We start from the raw sequence: 17,445 nt of genomic DNA on the forward strand, positions 1-17,445 counted from the left end.
TCCGTCCTGTGCCGGCGCCGCCCGCCGGCGACACGGTCTAGGTGCGGCGTGCTGCCCAGACGGTGCGTTCGGTGCGCACCGTCAGGTCGTCGCGGCGCAGGATGCTGTGCGGGCCGCCGGTGTCGAGGAGTTGGTCGAGTGCGGTGAGGTCGTCGGGGGAGAGCGCATCCGCGGCGGCGCCGCGGATGCGCCGCAGGCTGCCGAGGGCGTAGCGGCCGATGGCTTCGCTGCGGGAGCCGTCGATGTCCACGGTGATGGTGCGTTCGCTCTCGACCGTGAATCCGGCGGCGGTCAGCATCGGCCCCCAGTCGGCGCCGCGGTGGGGTACGTGCTCGGCGTGGAAGCGGTCGCTCGCGGTGTGGCAGCGCTCTTCCAGGCCGGGCCGTTCCGCGGGGGCGTTTTCGGGCAGGAAACGGGGGAAGCCGGCCAGCTCGACGACGGCGAACAGGCCGCCGGGCGCGAGCGCGTCGTGGACGGTGCGCAGTGTGCGATCCGGGTGGGCCATGTGGTGCATGGAGGCCGACGCCCACACCAGTTCCGGTGATCCGAGGTCGGGCCACGCGGGGTGGTCGAGGTCGGCCTGCACGGTGCGTACGTGCTCCTCCACACCGCGGGCGCGAGCCTTTTCGCGCAGGTGCCGGAGGTGTTCGGCGGACGCGTCGACGGCGGTGACGTGCGCGTCGGGGAAGCGGTCGAGGAGGGCGAAGGTGCCCGCGCCCGTGCCGCAGCCCAGATCCACGATCCGGCGCGGGCCGGTCCTGAGCGGCAGCCACGCGGTGATGGAGGCGATGTGCTCCGCGAGGACCTCGGCGTCGAGATCGAGGATCTCCGCCTGGCCGTCGGTTCCCTGTTCCTGCCGGCGGTCGTGCGGGGCGCCGTGGTGGGGCGTGTGCGGGTGAGCTCGGTTCATGCGTGCACGCTAGGACAGCCATGCGCCTGCGGCACGGTCTCTTGCCGTCTGCGCAAGGAGATGGTCGGGTGTGCTGCCCCACGCGCAAGATTGCCACCGCTCCGGGACCCGCGCCGTCGTTCGCGAGTGTCCCGGGCGTCAGTCGCCGTCCTCGCGCAGGTGGCCGCGGCGGGCGTCGCGGTCGAAGATGCCCAGGATCTCGCAGGGTCCGCCCTCGGCGCCGATCGCGTGCGGCATCATCGTGGGGAACTCGGCGGCCTGGTTGGTCTCGATGCGGAAGCGGCGGTGGCCGAGCATGAGGATCGCCGTGCCGGAGAGGACGACGAGCCATTCGCGCCCCGGGTGGGCACGCATGCGCGCCGGGTTCTCCGGTGGTGGTTCGGTCATGCGCTGGCGCACCACGTTCATACCGGGATCACCCTTCACGGGCCAGCGCATCAGGCTGTGTGCGCTGTCGATCATCGGGCTGGTGACCACGTCGTCGGCGGCGGTCTCCACGAGCTGGTCCAACGTGGTGTCCAGGGCGCGGGCGAGGATGACCAGCTGATCCAGTGCGAGGCGGCGCCGGCCGTTCTCGATCCGGCTCAGTGAGGACTGGCTGAGGCGGGCGCGGGTGGCCAGCTCCTCCAGGGACCAGCCCTGCGCCACACGCAGAGCGCGGATGCGTTTGCGTACGAGGCTGTCCAGCTCCCCATCGTCTTGCGTCATGGGCAACATCGTATGCCCGACGCGCGGTACGGGTCCGGCGTCGCGTGTGCGGACGCGGACGGCCCCCGAGGTCTGGGACCACGTACAAGGCGGACGGCCCCCGAGGTCTGGGACCACGTACAAGGCGGACGGCCCGCGAGGTCTGGGACCACGTACAAGGCGGACGGCCCGCGAGGTCTGGGACCACGTACAAGGAGGAAAAAGGTTCGAGGACATGCCGTGACGACTTCTCCGCACGTGAGCGCCGGCATCGGCGAAGGCGCGGCCGCCGGAACCGTTGCGCACACGTCCTGATCCCGCTCCGGAGCGGGATCAGGACGGTGAAGGACGGGCGGGCCGGTCCGCGAGGACCGGCCCGCCCTTCAGGCCCGGCGTGCGCCGACAGCGCGGTTCCAGGAGCTGTCGGCGCCCTGTCGTGGTCTTCCGCGCTACTTGCGCTTCAGGGTGAAGTTGCTGGTGACCGTCGCTCCCTTCTGGATCTTCACCGTGGCCACGGTCGGCTGGTAGCCGTCCTTGGCGACGATGACGGTCAGCGGATTGTTGCGGGCGTCGAGCCACAGGGCGTACGTGCCGTCCGCAGCGGTGGTGAGGGTGTACGTCGAGGCCCAGCTGTCGATCTGGACGGTCGCCCCGGCCAGCGGCGCGGTGCCGCCGGACGACGTTGCCCCCAGGACGGTTCCGGTGATCTTGCCCCAGGTCTTGGGCGGGTTGACGTGCAGGCTGACCGGTACGCGCGGCACGGAGTACGGCGTGTCGGTGCCCACGGTGAGGGCGGCGGTCAGGTCACCGGGCTGGGTCACCTCGGGGACCGAGGCGTCCAGGGAGACGGTGACGGTCGCCTTCGCGCCGGGCTCCAGGGTGAGCTGCCGGGTGCTTTCGCCCAGCCAGGTGATGTCGCCCGATCCGGTCTGGTCGTAGCCGGGAAGCAGCTCGGCCTTCGATGTCGGGGTGCTGGGCGCGGTGCCGCCGCCGACCTTGTAGAAGCCGGGGGCGCCGCCGCCCCGGTACGTGGGCACGGTGGGATTGGGAAGCGCGCTCCAGGTGCCCGCCTTCGGGTCGAAGGCCTGGCTGCGGTTGGTGAGCGCGTTGTTGCCGACACCGCCGGCCAGCAGCAGCTGCCCGTTGGCCGCGGTGGAGGCCGAACCCCACTGCGCGGCGGGCATGTCGGCGAGCTGGGACCAGCTGTCGGCCCCCGGGTCGTAGACGTAGGTGTGGGTCACATCGCTGTTGCCGGAGCCCAGACCGCCCGCGCAGTAGAGCAGGTCGTCGATGGCGCCGCAGGCCTGCCACGAGATCGGCTCGGGGTAGGCGGCGATCTTGGACCAGGTGTCGGCCTTGGGGTCGTAGACACTGGCGTCGGTGGTGCCGCAGGAGTCGGCGCCGCATCCGCCGATCATGTAGAGCTTGCCGTCGAGGACGGTGCTCCCGGAGCCGGCGTACGGCTTGGGCGCGGACGCGCCGGTGGTCCAGCTGTCCGAACCCGGGTCGTAGATCTCCAGCTTCGCGTCGGGGTTGCCGGACGAGGCCCAGCCGCCGACGGCATAGAACTTGCCGTCGATGAAGCCGTGCGCGGGGTCCTCGCGGGTGTCGGACGCGCTCGCCAGCTTCGTCCAGCCGCCGGCGACCGGGTCCAGGACGTACATGTCCTTGCTGTCGGCCGATCCCGTGTACCCGAAGGCCGAGTAGACCTTGCCGTCATACGCGCTGACAGCGTTGTCCATGATGGCGCCCGGGAAGTCCGGGACCGCCTGCCACGGGCCGTCGGCCGGGACGGCGGCGGGCTTGGCCGTGCCGCTCTTGGCGTGGGCCTTGCTGGACAGCGGGGTGAAGTCACCCTTGACGGTCCGCAGGGCCGCGCCCTCGCCCTGCTGGGTGAAGGCGCCGGACTGCTCGCCGAGCTTGACCGTCGCGGGCGCGCCGCCCGTGTTCTTCACCGTCAGGTTCTGCGTCTTGGACCCACCCCAGGCGACGGTGGCGGCGACGGAGGCCGGGGTGATGGTGATTTTCCCGGCCTTGAGTGCGAAGTCGGCCGTGACCGTGCTGTCGGCGCCGACCTTCGCCGCCTTGGAGAGGGAGGTGTACTTGGACTTGGCCGCGGTGAAGGTGTGGCTGCCGAAGGTGGTCGAGAGGAGTGAGTAGAAGCCGTCGGGGAGGTTGGGGTCGTCCGGGGTGGCGACCGTCGTGGTCCGCTCGGCGGGCTTGTCCTGGCTCGTGACGGTGGCACCGACCACGCCGGTGGCGGTGTTCGCGTCGGTCACGGTGCCGACGACGAGGCCACCGGGTGTGGGTGTGACCTCGCGGTCTCCGATGAGAACGTTGTCGACGGACCACCACCAGCCGAAGTGCGAGGTGAAGTGGAAGCGCAACCGCACCGCGGACTTGCCCGCGAAGTCGGTGAGGGGGACGGTGATCCGCTGACCGGGGAGGATCGATGAACCCGCGGTCCAGACCTTGGTCCAGGTCTTGCCGCCGTCCCCGGTCGCCTCGACCTCGGCGGTCTGGTTGGTGAACTGCTGGTACTGGGTGTTGAAGGCCAGTTCGGGGTTGTCCTTGCCGCTGAAGTCGTAGACCGGGGTCATCAGCGAGGTGTCCTGGGAGGCCGCGCCACCGAAGTGGTCGCTGTCGACGACGGCGAACGCGCCGTCACCGCCGGTGCCGTTGCCGCGGTTGCCGGGGTCGTCGAACTGCCAACCCCCCTCTGTCCCGTCCGCGTTGACCACGCTCCAGCCTGTCGGCGGGGCGTCGGTGGCGTCGAAGGGCTCGGTGCTGCCGGTGTCGTGGACCTGATATCCGGGCGTGCTGGTGGCCCACGAGTCGACGGGGACGGAGAAGCCGACGGTCTGGTCGGAGCCGCCGACGTCGATCTTCTTGGTGACGGCGCGGTAGCCGGTGGAGGCCGTGGCGACGTGCAGGGTGTACGTGTGCCCCTCGGGCAGGTCGAGGCTGTAGGAGCCGGTGGCCGGGTCGGTCCACACGGAGCCGGGCACGCCGTCCGCGGTGATCTTGGCGTAGAGCGGCCATCCGTGACCGGAGCCGTCGACGACCTTGCCTGCGACGGTCCGGCTGGGCACCGGGGTGAGGGAGAAGCTCTTGGTGAGCGTGGCGCCGTCGTCGACCACGACCTTGTCGGCCGAGCCGTCGGCGTATCCGAACGCCTGGACGGTGACGTCGTAGGTGCCGGTCGGCACCGTCAGGGAGTACGCGCCGGAGGCGTCGGTTTGGGCGACGTTGGTGCCCGCGCTGACGGTGGCCCCGCCGACGGGCTTGCCGGTGGTGGTGTCCGTCACGCTGCCGGAGATCACGCCGTGCGGGCCGCTGCGGAACGCGGACAGACCGGCGGGCGTGCCGAGACCGGTGGGACCGTCGTAGCCGTCGGTGCCGTTGCACAGGTACGACGGGGAGCAACTGCCGTTGCTGCCGGTGGTGATGTCGTTGATCCCGGCGTGCGTCGCGTAGGGGTAGGAGTTCGGGTAGGTGCCGGCTACGGGGGTTCCGGCGTCGGCGTACACCGACGCGATGATGGGCGCGGAGACGCTGGTGCCGCCGTAGACGGCCCAGCCGCCATTGCCGTAGGTCTGGTAGACCGCCACGTCCTCCGCGACGGCGGAGACGTCGGCGAGCGCCCGGTTGTCACAGCCGGTGTCGTGCTGGAACGCCGGCTTGGGCTCGTAGAGGGAGCAGCCGGAGCCGGCGAGGTTCCAGGCGGACTCGGTCCAGCCGCGCGGGGTGGAGGGGGCCCGGGTCAGCGTGGTGCCGCCCACGGAGGTCACGTACTGGGAGGCCGCCGGGTAGCCGACGCCGTAGGCGTAGTCGCCCGTGGACGCGGTGATCGCGACACCCGGGTGGTTGTAGTGGGCGTCCAGCGTGGTGGTCTCGGAGGGGTCCTCACCGTTGCCGCCGCGGTAGTCGCTGCCGTAGGAGTTGGAGACGAACTTCGCGCCGAGCGCGACGGCTTCGTCGACCGCCGAGGACAGACTCTCGAAGCTGTTGTCGTCCGCCTCGACCAGCAGGATGTGGGCGTTGGGCGCGACCGCGGAGACCATGTCGAGGTCGAGGGAGATCTCGCCGGCCCAGCCGGGGTCGGGATCGGGATAGTCGGTCCCGCCCCGCTGACTGACCTTGTGGAAGCAGCCGTTGTCCGTGGTGCAGGCCGGCAGTCCGTACTGCTCGCGGTAGACGGCGAGGTCCGCCTCCGCGCTGGGGTCGTCGAAGGCGTCGACGATGGCGACGGTCTGCCCGCCACCGCCGTCGGCGGCCAGGTTGTAGGCGCTCTGCAGATCGGCGGCCCCGTAGCCGTTGGGTGTGTCCGCCGACCGCATAACGCCCTTGACCGACTTCACGTCGGAGCGGCGCAGGGCGAAGCAGGAGAAGTGGCTGCGCTTGGGTACGGCGCAGGTCGGCTCGAAGAGCGGGCGTGCGCCGTTCGAGGCGGCGGAGGCGGCGACGGAGGCGGGCGCGGCGTCCGAGGCGGACGCCGGTGCCTGCAGGCCGAGCAGCGCCATCGCGGTGGCGCCGAGGACGGCCAGGCCGGTGGATATCGTTCGTCTGAGAGGGGATCTGGTTCGCGTTGTCGTGCCTGTGGTGCGCAACGTGTGACTCCCATGCGTGGTTGCTGGGGTCGACCCGTACACGGCTCTCGGGCGACGGTGAATGTCTCGGTATTCACCGGGGGCTATTAGCGGGACCAGTAATTCGTGTGTCAATCATCTGCTTTCTGTGACCGTGGTGACTGAACGTCAATATTGAGGTGCCGTCCCGGTATCTTCCGGTCGTGATTCAGTCGCGTTTCGCAGGGAATGCGCGATTCCTTCTGTCCGTTGAGCGGACACAAAACGCCTGCTGCAGGCCCGTGTTCACCGGAATGTGTCGAAGGCGTGAATACGACACGGCGTCAAACCGCCAGCCGTCCGCGTTGACCGGCCGATGCGAATGGATGGACTTTTGTGCTGGTCAACACGTCTCTTCCGCTGAACGCCCGTGTGCCGAACGAAGCCGGGCCCACGGGCCCCCGCCCCGTCACCTCTGGAGCCGTCCTTGCTGCACAGATCGCCCGCCGGACCAGGGCGGCGCAGACCGTCTCGCCCCCGGTCCGTCGCGGCCGCGGTGGCCGCCGCCGTCCTTGCCGTCCTGGTGGCACTGCTGCCCGGACGGGCCCTCGCCGCGCCCTCCACGTCCGGGCCGTCCGCCTCCTCGGCGACCGCCGTCTCCGCCGAGCCCGCCTGCGGCACACCCCGACCCGGCTCCTTCACGTGTTTCGCCCTGCGCCGCACCGACGTCCCCGCCACACTCGGCCTGCGCCGCGCCGCGGCCGGCCAGACGGACCCCGACGGCTACTCCCCGTCCGAACTGCGCGCGGCCTACGGGCTGCCGGCCGACGGCGGGGCCGGGGCCACGATCGCCATCGTCGACGCCTACGACAACCCCGGTGCCGAGGCCGATCTCGCCGTCTACCGCGGGCAGTACGGGCTGCCCGCCTGCACCTCGGACAACGGCTGCTTCCGCAAGGTGGACGAACACGGCGCCGCCGCCTACCCGGCCGCGGACGACGGCTGGGCGGGCGAGATCTCCCTCGACCTCGACATGGTCTCGGCGATCGCACCCGACGCGCACCTCCTGCTCGTCGAGGCCGACAGCGCGTCCTCCGACGATCTGGGCACGGCCGAGAACACCGCCGTGTCCCTGGGCGCGCGCTACGTCTCCAACTCCTGGGGCGGCTACAGCGACGACAGTGGCCAACTGGCTTACGACGAGGCGTACTTCAACCACCCAGGAGTCGCGGTCGTCTTCAGCTCCGGTGACGACGGCTACGGCGCCAGCTACCCGGCGTCGTCACCGTACGTGACGGCGGTGGGCGGCACCTCGCTGGTGCGCGACGGCAGTACCCGCGGCTGGAACGAGTCGGTGTGGAACGCGACCACCGTCGACGGCGGAGGTCAGCAGCACTGGGGCGCGCCCGGATCGGGCTGCTCGGACGTCGAGCCCAAACCCGCCTTCCAGTCGGCCGTCGACTGCGCGGGCCGCTCGGTCGCGGATGTCAGCGCCGTCGCGGACCCGGCCACCGGCGTGGCGGTCTACAACTCCTTCTCCGACGGCGGCTGGAACGTCTACGGGGGCACCAGCGCCTCCGCGCCGATCATCGCCGGCGTGTACGCGCTGGCCGGCACCCCCGTCTCCGGAACATACCCGGCCGCCTACCCGTACCAGGCGCCCGGCGCCCTCCACGACGTGACCCGGGGCGACGACGCCAGTTGCGCCGACCGCTCGGTGTGCGGCCACGGCCCGACCCCCGACTGCACGCCCGCCTTCACCTGCTCCGCGCAGCCCGGCTACGACGGACCGAGCGGGCTGGGCACACCGGACGGCACCACCGCGTTCCGCCCCGGTCCGCACGGCACCGTCTCCGGCTCGGTCACCGACGCGGGCACCGGCCGGCCGGTGCCCGGCGCCACGGTCGCGCTCGGCGACCACCGGGCGACCACCGACGCGCAGGGCGCCTACCGGCTGGACATACCGGCGGGCTCGTACGCTCTGACGATCAGCGCCTTCGGCTACAAGGACACCGGCCTCGGCACGGTCCGCGTGGACGACGGTGCCACACTGACCAAGAACGTGGCGCTGACCGCCCTGCCCTCACAGACCTTGTCCGGCACCGTCCGCGACGGCGGGCGGCACGGCTGGGGCGTCTACGCCCGGCTCACGGTCGACGGTGTGCCCGGCACGTTCTTCACCGACCCGGCGACCGGCCGGTACGCGGTCCGCGTGCCCGAGAACCACACCTACACGCTGCACGCCACGGCGCTCTATCCCGGCTATCGCGCCGCCGACACCACTGCCCCGGTGAGGTCCGCCCCGCGGACCGCCGACCTGACACTGCCGCTCGACACCACGGGCACACTGGCTCCCGGCTACGAAATGACCTACCACGGTGGCGAGTCGCAGTCCTTCCCGACCGCGGCCAGGCCCGACGGGTGGACGGTCCGCGACAACACCGCCGCCGGCGGCTGGCAGTTCGACGACCCGCTCAACCGGGGCAACCAGACCGGCGGTACCGGCCGGTTCGCCGAAGTGGACGACTTCGCGCTGGGCTGGGCACCCGCCGACACCGAACTCATCAGCCCCAGCTACGACTTCAGCGCCGAGCGGGCCCCCGAGCTGCAGTTCGACACGGCGTTGCCCTCGCTCTACCGGGTCGGCGACCTGACCGCGGACGTGGACGCGAGCACCGACGGCGGCGCGACCTGGACCACCCTGTGGCACCACACGGACATCGTCTCCGGTCCGGCTCACGAAGCGGTGCCGCTGACTTCGTACGCGGGCAAGAAGTCGGTACGCGTCAGATTCCACTTCGAGGGCTCACTGACCGGCATCTGGCAGATCGACGACGTGAGAGTCGGAACCCCGGCCCTGGTCACCCGCCCCGGCGGGCTGCTGGTCGGACGGATCGACGACGCCAACTCCGGTCACGGCGTCCTCGGCGCGACCGTCGCCGCCGCCGCGGTCGCCGCCGACAATGGCCGCATGGTGGCCGCGCCGGGCGACCCGGCACGCGGCGACGGCCTCTACTGGCTGTTCTCGTCGCGCACGGGCCCGCAGAAATTCACCGCGGGTCTGCCCGGCTTCGGATACCCGCCTGTCACCGACACGGTCAGGGTGCGGGCCGACACCGTCACGACGGCCGACTTCACCCTGCACCCGGCTCAACTGCGCTACGACGTCCGGTCGGTGACGGCCGACGTGCCCTGGGGTGCCAGGAAGAACGTCACGGTGACGGTTCACAACACCGGCGGCACGCCCGCCACCGTCTCGCTCGGTGAGCAGAACCTCGGCGGCACTCCGGCGGCATCGACCGGTGTCCCCGCCCGGCACGCCAGAGCGGCACTCACCCCGAACACCCTGCCGCGCACCGCCGCCGCACCGGCGTCCGCAACCCCCACCCCGGCCGGGCAGGGATGGTCCGCGCTGACCGACCTGCCGACCGGGACCTTCGCGGGGATCGCCGCGGTCGACGACGGCACGCTGTACGCCGGCCTCGGTGAGGCACCGGGTGGCCAGTGGAGCGGTGCCTTCTCCGCCTACGATCCGGGCACCGCGACCTGGCGCGCACTCACGGCGCCGGCCACCAGGCGCCTCGGGCCCGCCTACGGTTTCATCCGGGGCAAGCTGTACGTCACCGGCGGACGCGACGCCTCGGGGGCGCCCATCGCGGGCGGCGAGGTCTACGACCCGGTCACCGACACCTGGTCGCAGATCGCGGACGCGCCCGAGGCGTACGGCGCCGCGGGCTCGGTCGTCCTCGGTGACCGGCTGTACGTGATCGGCGGCTGCGACCGGACCGACTGCGGCAGCGCCGACGTCCAGGTCTACGACCCCGCGACCGACACCTGGTCGGCAGGCAAGCCCTACCCGGAGCCGATCTCGTACCCGGTGTGCGGCGTCGCGGACGGCGTGGCCTACTGCGCGGGCGGTGCCTACGAGCCCAACGGCCACTCCCCACAGGCCACCGACCACGCCTACGCGCTGGACCGGGCGAGCGGGACCTGGCACCGGGTGGCCGACGCCCCGGCCGATGTCTGGGGCGCCACCGGGACGGCGGCCGACGGCCAACTGCTGGTCGCCGGTGGCTTCGAGGTCAGCGCCGGCGCGCTGACCAACGAGGCACACGCCTACGACCCGGCCACCGACACCTGGTCCGCGCTGCCCAACCTGGCCGAACCCGTGCTCGGCGCCCAGTCCGCGCCCGGCTGGTTCGCGATCGGCGGCATGGACGCCTACAGCGTGCCGCAGCGGGCCGTGCGCGAACTGCCGGGCTGGGACCAGGCACATGGCGACGTGCCGTGGCTCGCGGAATCGGCCGGGAAGCTCACGGTCGAAGCGCACGGGTCGGCCCGGATACGGCTGACCCTCGACGCCGGGGCGATGACCGCCGCCGACGCCGGCGCACACCGGGCCGCGCTCGTCGTCGACACGGACACCCCGTACGGCGCGGTGTCACTGCCGGTGGCCATGACGGTGGTACCGCCGGCCGGCTGGGGCCGATTGACCGGGACCGTCTCCGGTTCGACGCCCGCGGGCGGGGTGGCGCCCCTCGAGGGTGCCACGATCGACATCGACGGCCCGGCCGGCGCTCTGACCGCGACGACCGCTCAGGACGGCACGTACTCCGCGTGGTCGCCGGTGAAGGGCGGCCCCGTGCGGGTGGTCGTGCGGGCCGACGGCTACCGGCCCGCGACCCGGTCGATCCGGCTGGTGAAGGGGGGAGTGGTCACGTCGGACTTCCGCCTGCGGGCGAGGTGAGACGGGGCCGGCCGGAACACGGCCGGCCGGCCCGGCCCGGCGGAGCGCCTCGCGCACCGCCGGGCCACGGCTGCTCGCGCACCGCGCCTCACGGACCGGCGCGACCGGGCTCGGCGCTCAACGCCAGGGGCGCGGCGCGCTGTTCATGATCCGGCCGCCACCAGCCGCGGCTGGCGGCGAGCACTCCGGCCTGGAACCGGCTCGCCGCCCCCAGCCGGCCTAGCAGTGCCTGGACCCGGCGTTGCACCGTGCGGTGGCCGATTCCCAGTTGGCGGGCGATGGCCTCGTCCGACATACCCATGGCTAACAGGGAGATGATCCGCCGCTCCTCGTCGTTGACGAACTCGTTCGGGCCGACCGACGCCGGTCTTCCCGGCAGGTAGGGCTGCGCCTGCTCCCACAGTGACTCGAAGAGGGTGGACAGCGCGTCGAGCAGGGCGGAGGGATGGACCAGAATGCACGCGTCCAGAACCTGAGGTGTGGCCAGCAGCGGAATCAGCGCCGCCTGGTCGTCCGCGATGATCAGCTTCATCGGGGCCTCGGGCAGGAACCGGACCTCCTCGCCCGCCGAGATGTCGACCTCCACCCGCTCCACGACACCGGGCATGCTGAGGGTGTCCCGGGCATGGATGAAGCGGCTGCGAACGCTGCGTCCGGCCACGGCGGTGGCGGAGTTGACGCGTTCGCCGTCACTGGCCTGGGCGTAGGGAGGCGCGTCGATGCCACGGATCTCCCGCTCGGCCCGTTTGAACAACTGCTGCCCGCAGCGGGCGACGCCGTCGCGGCCCGTGACCACCTGGATCAGCGACGTCGAGTCCCGGCCGCGACGAGCCTCGCGGTGCCGCTGTGTCAGCCGCTCGGTCAGCGCACGCACCCGGTGGATGTCGCGTTCGCGAGCGAGCAGAAGTACTTCCAGGGCGTGGTCGGGTGGCATCGCGGTGTACATGGGAGGGCTGCCGGGCAGCCGGGATATCAGCCCGCCGTCCTCCAGCCGCACCAGGGCGGCGACGGCGGTGTCGGGCTCGATGCCGGTACGGCGGTACAACTCCTCGACGGACATGGGCGGGTTGTCGACCAGGATGATGTACAACGCCTCGGCAGGCTGGTCCAGCCCGAGAACTTCCAGCATGGTCACCTCCGACCACAACCTAGCGCCCTCATGATCACACCGCTGACGATCACTGATCCTGGTCGTTCTTCGGCTCGAAAGGCGCAAGAACCGGCCACCGGTGACCTCGCGCTTCATCCGCTGGAGGGGCTGTTCTTCGATCTCGAGAACATCCAGCCGGAGGCCGGCCGGTGCGAGCGGGTGCTCGCGCTCGGCTCGCCGGCGGCGGGACTCACGCACGGGCTCGGCAACCCGGCCGCGGCCTTCCCGACGGTGTCGGCATAAGCCCAGGTAGGAGAGGTGCGGACGGGACGCCGCGAGTAGATTGGGAGCATGGTGGTGCCGGGGCGTCCCGCGGATCTGCTGGGCCGGCGTGCCGAGTGCGCGTTGTTCGACCGCTGGCAGGATGCCGTCAAGGCCGGACGGGGTGGCGCTCTCGTGGTCGTCGGTGAGCCCGGTATCGGCAAGTCCGCGCTGCTCGACCACATGGCCTCGACCGCGGTCGGCTTCCACGTGGTGCGAGCCGCCGGCGTGGAAGCGGAGGCGGAACTGCCGTTCGGGGGGTTGCATCAGGTCTGCGCGCCGTTCCTGGCCACGCTGGAGCACCTGCCCGGACCGCAGCAGGACGCGCTGTCCGCGGCATTCGGGCTGCGGACCGGAGCGGCGCCGGACCGCCTCATGCTGAGCCTGGCCGTACTGGGGTTGCTGTCCGAGGCGGCCGCCCGCCAACCGCTGATCTGTGTGATCGACGACGCCCAGTGGCTCGATCCCGGTTCGGCCCAGGCGCTCACGTTCGTGGCGCACCGCGTCGGCGCCGAGCCCCTCGGCCTCGTGTTCGCCACTCGCCGCGCCGCCGGCGGTCTACGCGGGTTGCAGGAGGTGGTGCTGACCGGACTCGGCCCCGGGGACGCCCGCGCCTTGCTGCACTCGGCGCTGCACGTGCCGTTGGACGAGGTGGTCGTGGAGAGGATCGCCGCCGAGGCCCGGGGCAGTCCGCTGGCCCTGCTCGAACTGCCCCGGACCCTGACGGCCGCCGGCTTCGCGGGCGGTTTCGGTCCGACCGACACCTCAGCCGTGCCGGGGCGCATCGAGGACAGTTTCCGTAGCAGGGTCCTCCGCCTTCCGGCGGCCACCCGCATGCTGCTCCTGGTGGCCGCGGCGGAACCGACGGGCGACTCCGCACTGCTGTGGCGCGCGGCCGCCCGCCTGGGAATCGGGGTCTCGGCCGCAGCGGCGGCCGAGACGGACGGGCTGCTCTCCATCGGCACGCGGGTGGTCTTCCGCCATCCCCTGGTGCGGTCGGCCGTCTATCAGGCGGTGCCGCCGTCGCAGCGGCGGGCCGCGCACCGGGCTCTGGCGGACGTCACCGCCCCCTCGGAACCGGACCGGCGCGCCTGGCACCGCGCGCAGGCGGCCGTCGGCTTCGACGAGGAAGCCGCGGCGGAGCTCGAGGGGTCGGCACACCGGGCCCTGGCCCGTGGTGGTGTGGCAGCCGCCGGGGCATTCCTGGAGCGGTCGGTCGCGCTCACCGCCGACCCCGCATCCAGGGCGGAGCGGGCGCTGCGTGCGGCACGCGCCAAGCAGCAGGCCGGCGCGTACGACAGCGCTCTCGGCCTCCTCGCGCTGGCCGACCGGGGACCCGAGAACGAGCTGCGGGCCGCCAACAGTGAACTGTTGCGAGGGCAGATCGCCTTCGCCCGCAGTTTCGGTGGTGGAGCCGCCCCTTTGCTGCTGCGCGCGGCCCGCCGATTCGAGTCCATCGACGTCTCCCGCGCGAGGGATGTCTATCTGCAAGCCCTGGCCGCGGCGATGCTCGCCGGCCGGCTCGGTGACGAGTGCCGGATCACGGAGATCGCCCGCAGCGCTCGCCGGGTGCCCGCGGCGTCGGTGCCGCGCGCCTCGGACCTCCTGCTGGACGGACTGACGCTGGTCATCGTCGAAGGCCGCGGCGCCGGGGTTCCCGTATTGCGCAGGGCGGTATCGGCGTTCACCACCGAGGAACTGGCGCCGGAGGAGGAACTTTATTGGCTGTGGCTGGCCGGCCATGGCGCCGGCCTGTTGTGGGACGACGAGGCCTGGCGACTGCTGGCCACGCGGCTGCTGCGATCGTGTGAGATGCGCGGGGCGATCAGCATCCTCCCGGTCGCCGCGGCCACCCGCGCGGGACTGCACCTGCTGGGCGGGGAACTCCTGCAGGCCGCGTCGTTGGCCGAGATGGCTGCCGACGTCACGTTGATGACCGGCGCCGGGCCGGTCGCCTACGCCGAGGTGGGGCTCGCCGTCTTCCGTGGCCGGGACGACGAGGCCCTCGCCACGATCCGCACCGCGACCCGGGACGCGGTGGCGCGCGGCGAAGGCATGGCGCTGACTTACCTCCAGTGGGCCGGCGCCGTCCTCCACAACGGTGCGTGCCGATACGAGCAGGCGCTGGAATCCGCGCGCCTGGCCGGCTCCGATTCCAGCGTCCAGCGCATCCGCAACTGGGCGCTGGCCGAGCTCGTAGAGGCGGCCGTACGTACCGGACACCAGGACCTGGCCGACGAGGCACTGGAGGAGCTGTGCCGGACGACCGGGCCCTGCTCCAGCCACTGGGCGGCGGGCGTCGAGGCTCATTGCCGGGCCCTGCTCGCCGTCGGCCAGGATGCCGAGGACCTGTACCGCACGGCGTTGGAACGGCTCGAGCGCACCGGACTGCGTGCCGCGGTGGCCCGTGTCCACCTTCTGTACGGGGAGTGGCTGCGGCGCGAGCGCCGCCACCTCGAGGCACGGGACCAACTACGGCGGGCACACGAGATGTTCGTGCGGTTCGGCATGGACGGTTTCGCCGAACGGGCCCGTAGCGAACTGTCGGCGGCCGGCGAGCCCACCCTCAAACGCCGGTCCCGGTTCGGTGACCAGCTCACCCCCCAGGAGAGACGGGTCGCGATGCTGGCGGCCGAGGGAGCCACCAACTCCGAGATCGCGTCGCGGCTCTTCATCAGCGCCAGCACGGTGGACTACCATCTGCGCAAGGTCTTCCGCAAGCTCAAGGTCACCACGCGTACACAGCTTGCCCGGCTGCTGCGAGACGGCGGGCCGGTTCCCGGAGTCGCAGAGCGTCCCTGACGCCGCTACCGGACATGACTACGCATTCACGCGATGCCCCCGGACGGGGGCGTGTGCCTACCGTTGCCAGTGATGCGGTTACCAGTGATGCGGCACCAGGTCGTGCCGGCGGTACACCGTCGGGCGTGCCCCGCGTGCTGCACCACGTGCGCGGCGATGGCCACCACCGTCGCGCGAACACAAGAACCAAGAAAGGCGGCGGGCGCATGCCCTCCCCACCCATCGGCGCGGCCCAGCGCGTGGTCGAGACCCTCTCCCAGTACGGCGTGCCGTACGTCTTCGCTGTCCCGGGAAGCGCGAGCGACGCCGTTCACGATGCCCTGGCCGTCGCGGGCCCCGAACTTGTGATGTGCCACCACGAACAGAACGCGGCCGTGATGGCCGCCGCGGTAGGGCTGTTGACCGGCACCCCCGGAGCGGTCCTGGCCACCTCAGGAGCCGGCACCGCCAATCTGATGACCGGCCTGCTCCTGGCGACGAGTGAGCAGCACCCCATGATCGCGGTGTGCGCAGCGCCGACCGGCCGGGACCGGTTCAAGGCAACCCAGCGGTCGCTGGACGCCCTCGCCGCACTGAGACTGGTCACCACCTACACCTGCGAGGTCCGCGACCCCGACCATGTGCCCGAAGCCATCGCCAACGCCCTGCGCGCAGCGGTCACCCCACCCCGCGGCGCGGCCGCGGTGGTGATACCGGACGACATCGCGGGAGCGCCCACGGCCGCGAGCGTCGTCCAGCCGCACAGGCACCCGTCCCACGGTCCGGCTCCCGCCGAGTGCGTCCACCGTGCCGCACAGATCATCCGCGCCGCGCGGCAGCCCGTCCTCCTCGTCGGGGCGCGCGGTGCGGACACCGAGGCGTGCACCGCGCTGCGTGAACTGATCCGCGTCACCGGCCTGCCCGTGGTGGAGACCTTCCAGGCCGCGGGCGTCGTCCCGCGCGCGCTGGAGGAGCAGTACGCCGGCCGGGTCGGCCTCTTCCGCGACCAGCCGGGGGACGCCATGGTGACGTACGCCGACGCGCTCATCACCGTCGGCTACGACCCCGTGGAGTACGCCCCACGCCTCTGGAACACCGACCCGGCCCGAACGATCGTCCACATCGACGCGCTGCCGGCCGAGATCGGCAGCCACTACCAGCCCGCTCTCGAACTGCGGGGCGATGTGGCCGCGACCGTCTATGAGCTGTCGGGGGAGCTGTCCGGGCTGCCGGTCGGCGACCGGACCCGAGCCGCCCTGGCCGAACAGCACACGGCCCTGGCCCGCATCGAGGAGGAGGCCGGGACGGCACCGGCCACCGCCGCCGGCCTCGATCCCGGCGCGGTGATCCAGAAGATCTCCGAGGTCGTGGACGACGATGCCACCGTGGTGTCCGACACCGGCTCGCACATCTACCTGGCCCGTCACTTCCGCGGACACCAGCCGCGCCGCGTCCTGCTCTCCAATGGCCCTCAGACACCGGGAGTCGGCCTGCCACGGGCGATGACCGCCGCGCTGCTGCGGCCAGGGACGCAGGTGGTGTCGGTCTCCGGGGAGGGCGGGTTCCTGGCCGGCGCACCGGAAATGGAGACCGCCACCCGGCTGGGCCTCCACGCCACGCATGTGATCATGCGGGACAACGCCTACGACACGGTGGCCTTCCAGGAGCATCGCCGATACGGCAGAGCCTCCGGCGTCCGGTCCGGCGCCTGCGACATCACCCTGTACGCCTGCGCGTTCGGCGCCAGGGGGATTCGGACCGAGACCATGGACGCCTTCGAGACCGAACTGCGCGGGTCTCTCGACCCGGTCGGGCTCTGCGACCCCGGCATCACGGTCATCGACGTCCCGGTCGACTACACGCACGACGCGGAACTCTTCGCGCAGCTCCACGACAGCGTTCCGCGATGACGCGCCGACGACCGCGGCTCCGGCGCGGCGCGACCTCCCGCCGGTACCCCGAGGCTTCCGGTCAAGGCGCCGTGAGCGCCCGCTGCTCGCAGTCGGGCAGTCGCGGGCCCGCCGGACGGTCGTGCGCCGTGCCGGGGAAACCGACCACGCAGTCGCGCCGGACACGCAGATCCTCCGAGCGGCAGCGGCGTGCCCGCTCCCGGAACCCACGAGGGGCCGCCGCGCCGTCGCGACGCGGCCGTCGCAGGGCGGGAAACAGCCGACCCCCGGCCTGACCGGAGGCCCGCGCTCCGCGGTCGCGACTGTCGACCAGCGGGCCAACCGGCCGGTCCGGCCACCGCGTTGCCCGATCAGCCACGGTAAGGCGACGCGCATGACACGACACACGACCGAGGCTTCCCACCGGCGCCGGCGGACACCTGCCACGCCGG

8 protein-coding genes are annotated in these 17,445 nt (G+C 72.1%); 4 read left to right on the forward strand and 4 right to left on the reverse strand.

Translation table 11 applies throughout. The features are described from left to right. Positions 1-37: 37 nt before the first annotated feature. The 3 genes from ACFVTC_RS25880 to ACFVTC_RS25890 all read right to left on the reverse strand — a co-directional run bounded on the left by ACFVTC_RS25880 (position 38) and on the right by ACFVTC_RS25890 (position 6,207). Positions 38-910 (reverse strand): class I SAM-dependent methyltransferase, encoded by an 873-nt coding sequence (locus ACFVTC_RS25880; protein ID WP_390130769.1) that lies wholly within the window; start codon positions 908-910, stop codon positions 38-40. A 138-nt stretch (positions 911-1,048) separates the two neighbouring features. Further along, a complete protein-coding gene (locus tag ACFVTC_RS25885) occupies positions 1,049-1,618 on the reverse strand; it encodes a helix-turn-helix domain-containing protein (RefSeq protein WP_390130771.1) in 570 nt (189 codons plus the stop codon). A gap of 428 nt (positions 1,619-2,046) precedes the next feature. Beyond that, complete coding sequence (locus tag ACFVTC_RS25890; protein ID WP_390130773.1) at positions 2,047-6,207, reverse strand: carboxypeptidase regulatory-like domain-containing protein; 4,161 nt, start codon at positions 6,205-6,207, stop codon at positions 2,047-2,049. Between the two features lie 445 nt (positions 6,208-6,652). Here ACFVTC_RS25890 and ACFVTC_RS25895 point away from each other — a divergent pair, with 445 nt between their 5' ends. After that, positions 6,653-10,912 carry a carboxypeptidase regulatory-like domain-containing protein gene (locus ACFVTC_RS25895; protein WP_390130775.1) on the forward strand — a complete coding sequence of 1,420 codons (4,260 nt, stop codon included), beginning with the start codon at positions 6,653-6,655 and terminating at the stop codon, positions 10,910-10,912. 88 nt (positions 10,913-11,000) lie between these two features. Here ACFVTC_RS25895 and ACFVTC_RS25900 read toward each other — a convergent pair whose 3' ends face one another. Beyond that, positions 11,001-12,041: a helix-turn-helix domain-containing protein gene (locus ACFVTC_RS25900; protein ID WP_390130777.1), complete on the reverse strand. Its 1,041-nt coding sequence runs from the start codon at positions 12,039-12,041 to the stop codon at positions 11,001-11,003. Positions 12,042-12,071: 30 nt separating this feature from the next. Here ACFVTC_RS25900 and ACFVTC_RS25905 point away from each other — a divergent pair, with 30 nt between their 5' ends. The 3 genes from ACFVTC_RS25905 to alsS all read left to right on the forward strand — a co-directional run bounded on the left by ACFVTC_RS25905 (position 12,072) and on the right by alsS (position 17,014). Next, a complete protein-coding gene (locus ACFVTC_RS25905) occupies positions 12,072-12,305 on the forward strand; it encodes a hypothetical protein (protein WP_390130901.1) in 234 nt (77 codons plus the stop codon). A 48-nt stretch (positions 12,306-12,353) separates the two neighbouring features. After that, positions 12,354-15,125 carry an AAA family ATPase gene (locus tag ACFVTC_RS25910; protein WP_390130779.1) on the forward strand — a complete coding sequence of 924 codons (2,772 nt, stop codon included), beginning with the start codon at positions 12,354-12,356 and terminating at the stop codon, positions 15,123-15,125. 206 nt (positions 15,126-15,331) lie between these two features. After that, positions 15,332-17,014, forward strand: a complete 1,683-nt coding sequence (gene alsS / locus ACFVTC_RS25915; RefSeq protein ID WP_390130781.1) for an acetolactate synthase AlsS — start codon at positions 15,332-15,334, stop codon at positions 17,012-17,014. Positions 17,015-17,445 lie beyond the last annotated feature (431 nt).

Source organism: Streptomyces sp. NPDC057950 (genome assembly GCF_042887295.1).
In the GTDB taxonomy this organism is placed as follows: Bacteria; Actinomycetota; Actinomycetes; order Streptomycetales; family Streptomycetaceae; genus Streptomyces; species Streptomyces kaempferi.

What these genes read in the sequence shown, in the direction of transcription:
- ACFVTC_RS25900 (WP_390130777.1), bottom strand. Translation starts at nt 12,041, where the DNA reads ATGCTGGAAGTTCTCGGGCTGGACCAGCCTGCCGAGGCGTTGTACATC.
- ACFVTC_RS25910 (WP_390130779.1), top strand. Translation starts at nt 12,354, where the DNA reads ATGGTGGTGCCGGGGCGTCCCGCGGATCTGCTGGGCCGGCGTGCCGAG.
- alsS (WP_390130781.1), top strand. Translation starts at nt 15,332, where the DNA reads ATGCCCTCCCCACCCATCGGCGCGGCCCAGCGCGTGGTCGAGACCCTC.
- ACFVTC_RS25880 (WP_390130769.1), bottom strand. Translation starts at nt 910, where the DNA reads ATGAACCGAGCTCACCCGCACACGCCCCACCACGGCGCCCCGCACGAC.
- ACFVTC_RS25905 (WP_390130901.1), top strand. Translation starts at nt 12,072, where the DNA reads ATGATCACACCGCTGACGATCACTGATCCTGGTCGTTCTTCGGCTCGA.
- ACFVTC_RS25885 (WP_390130771.1), bottom strand. Translation starts at nt 1,618, where the DNA reads ATGACGCAAGACGATGGGGAGCTGGACAGCCTCGTACGCAAACGCATC.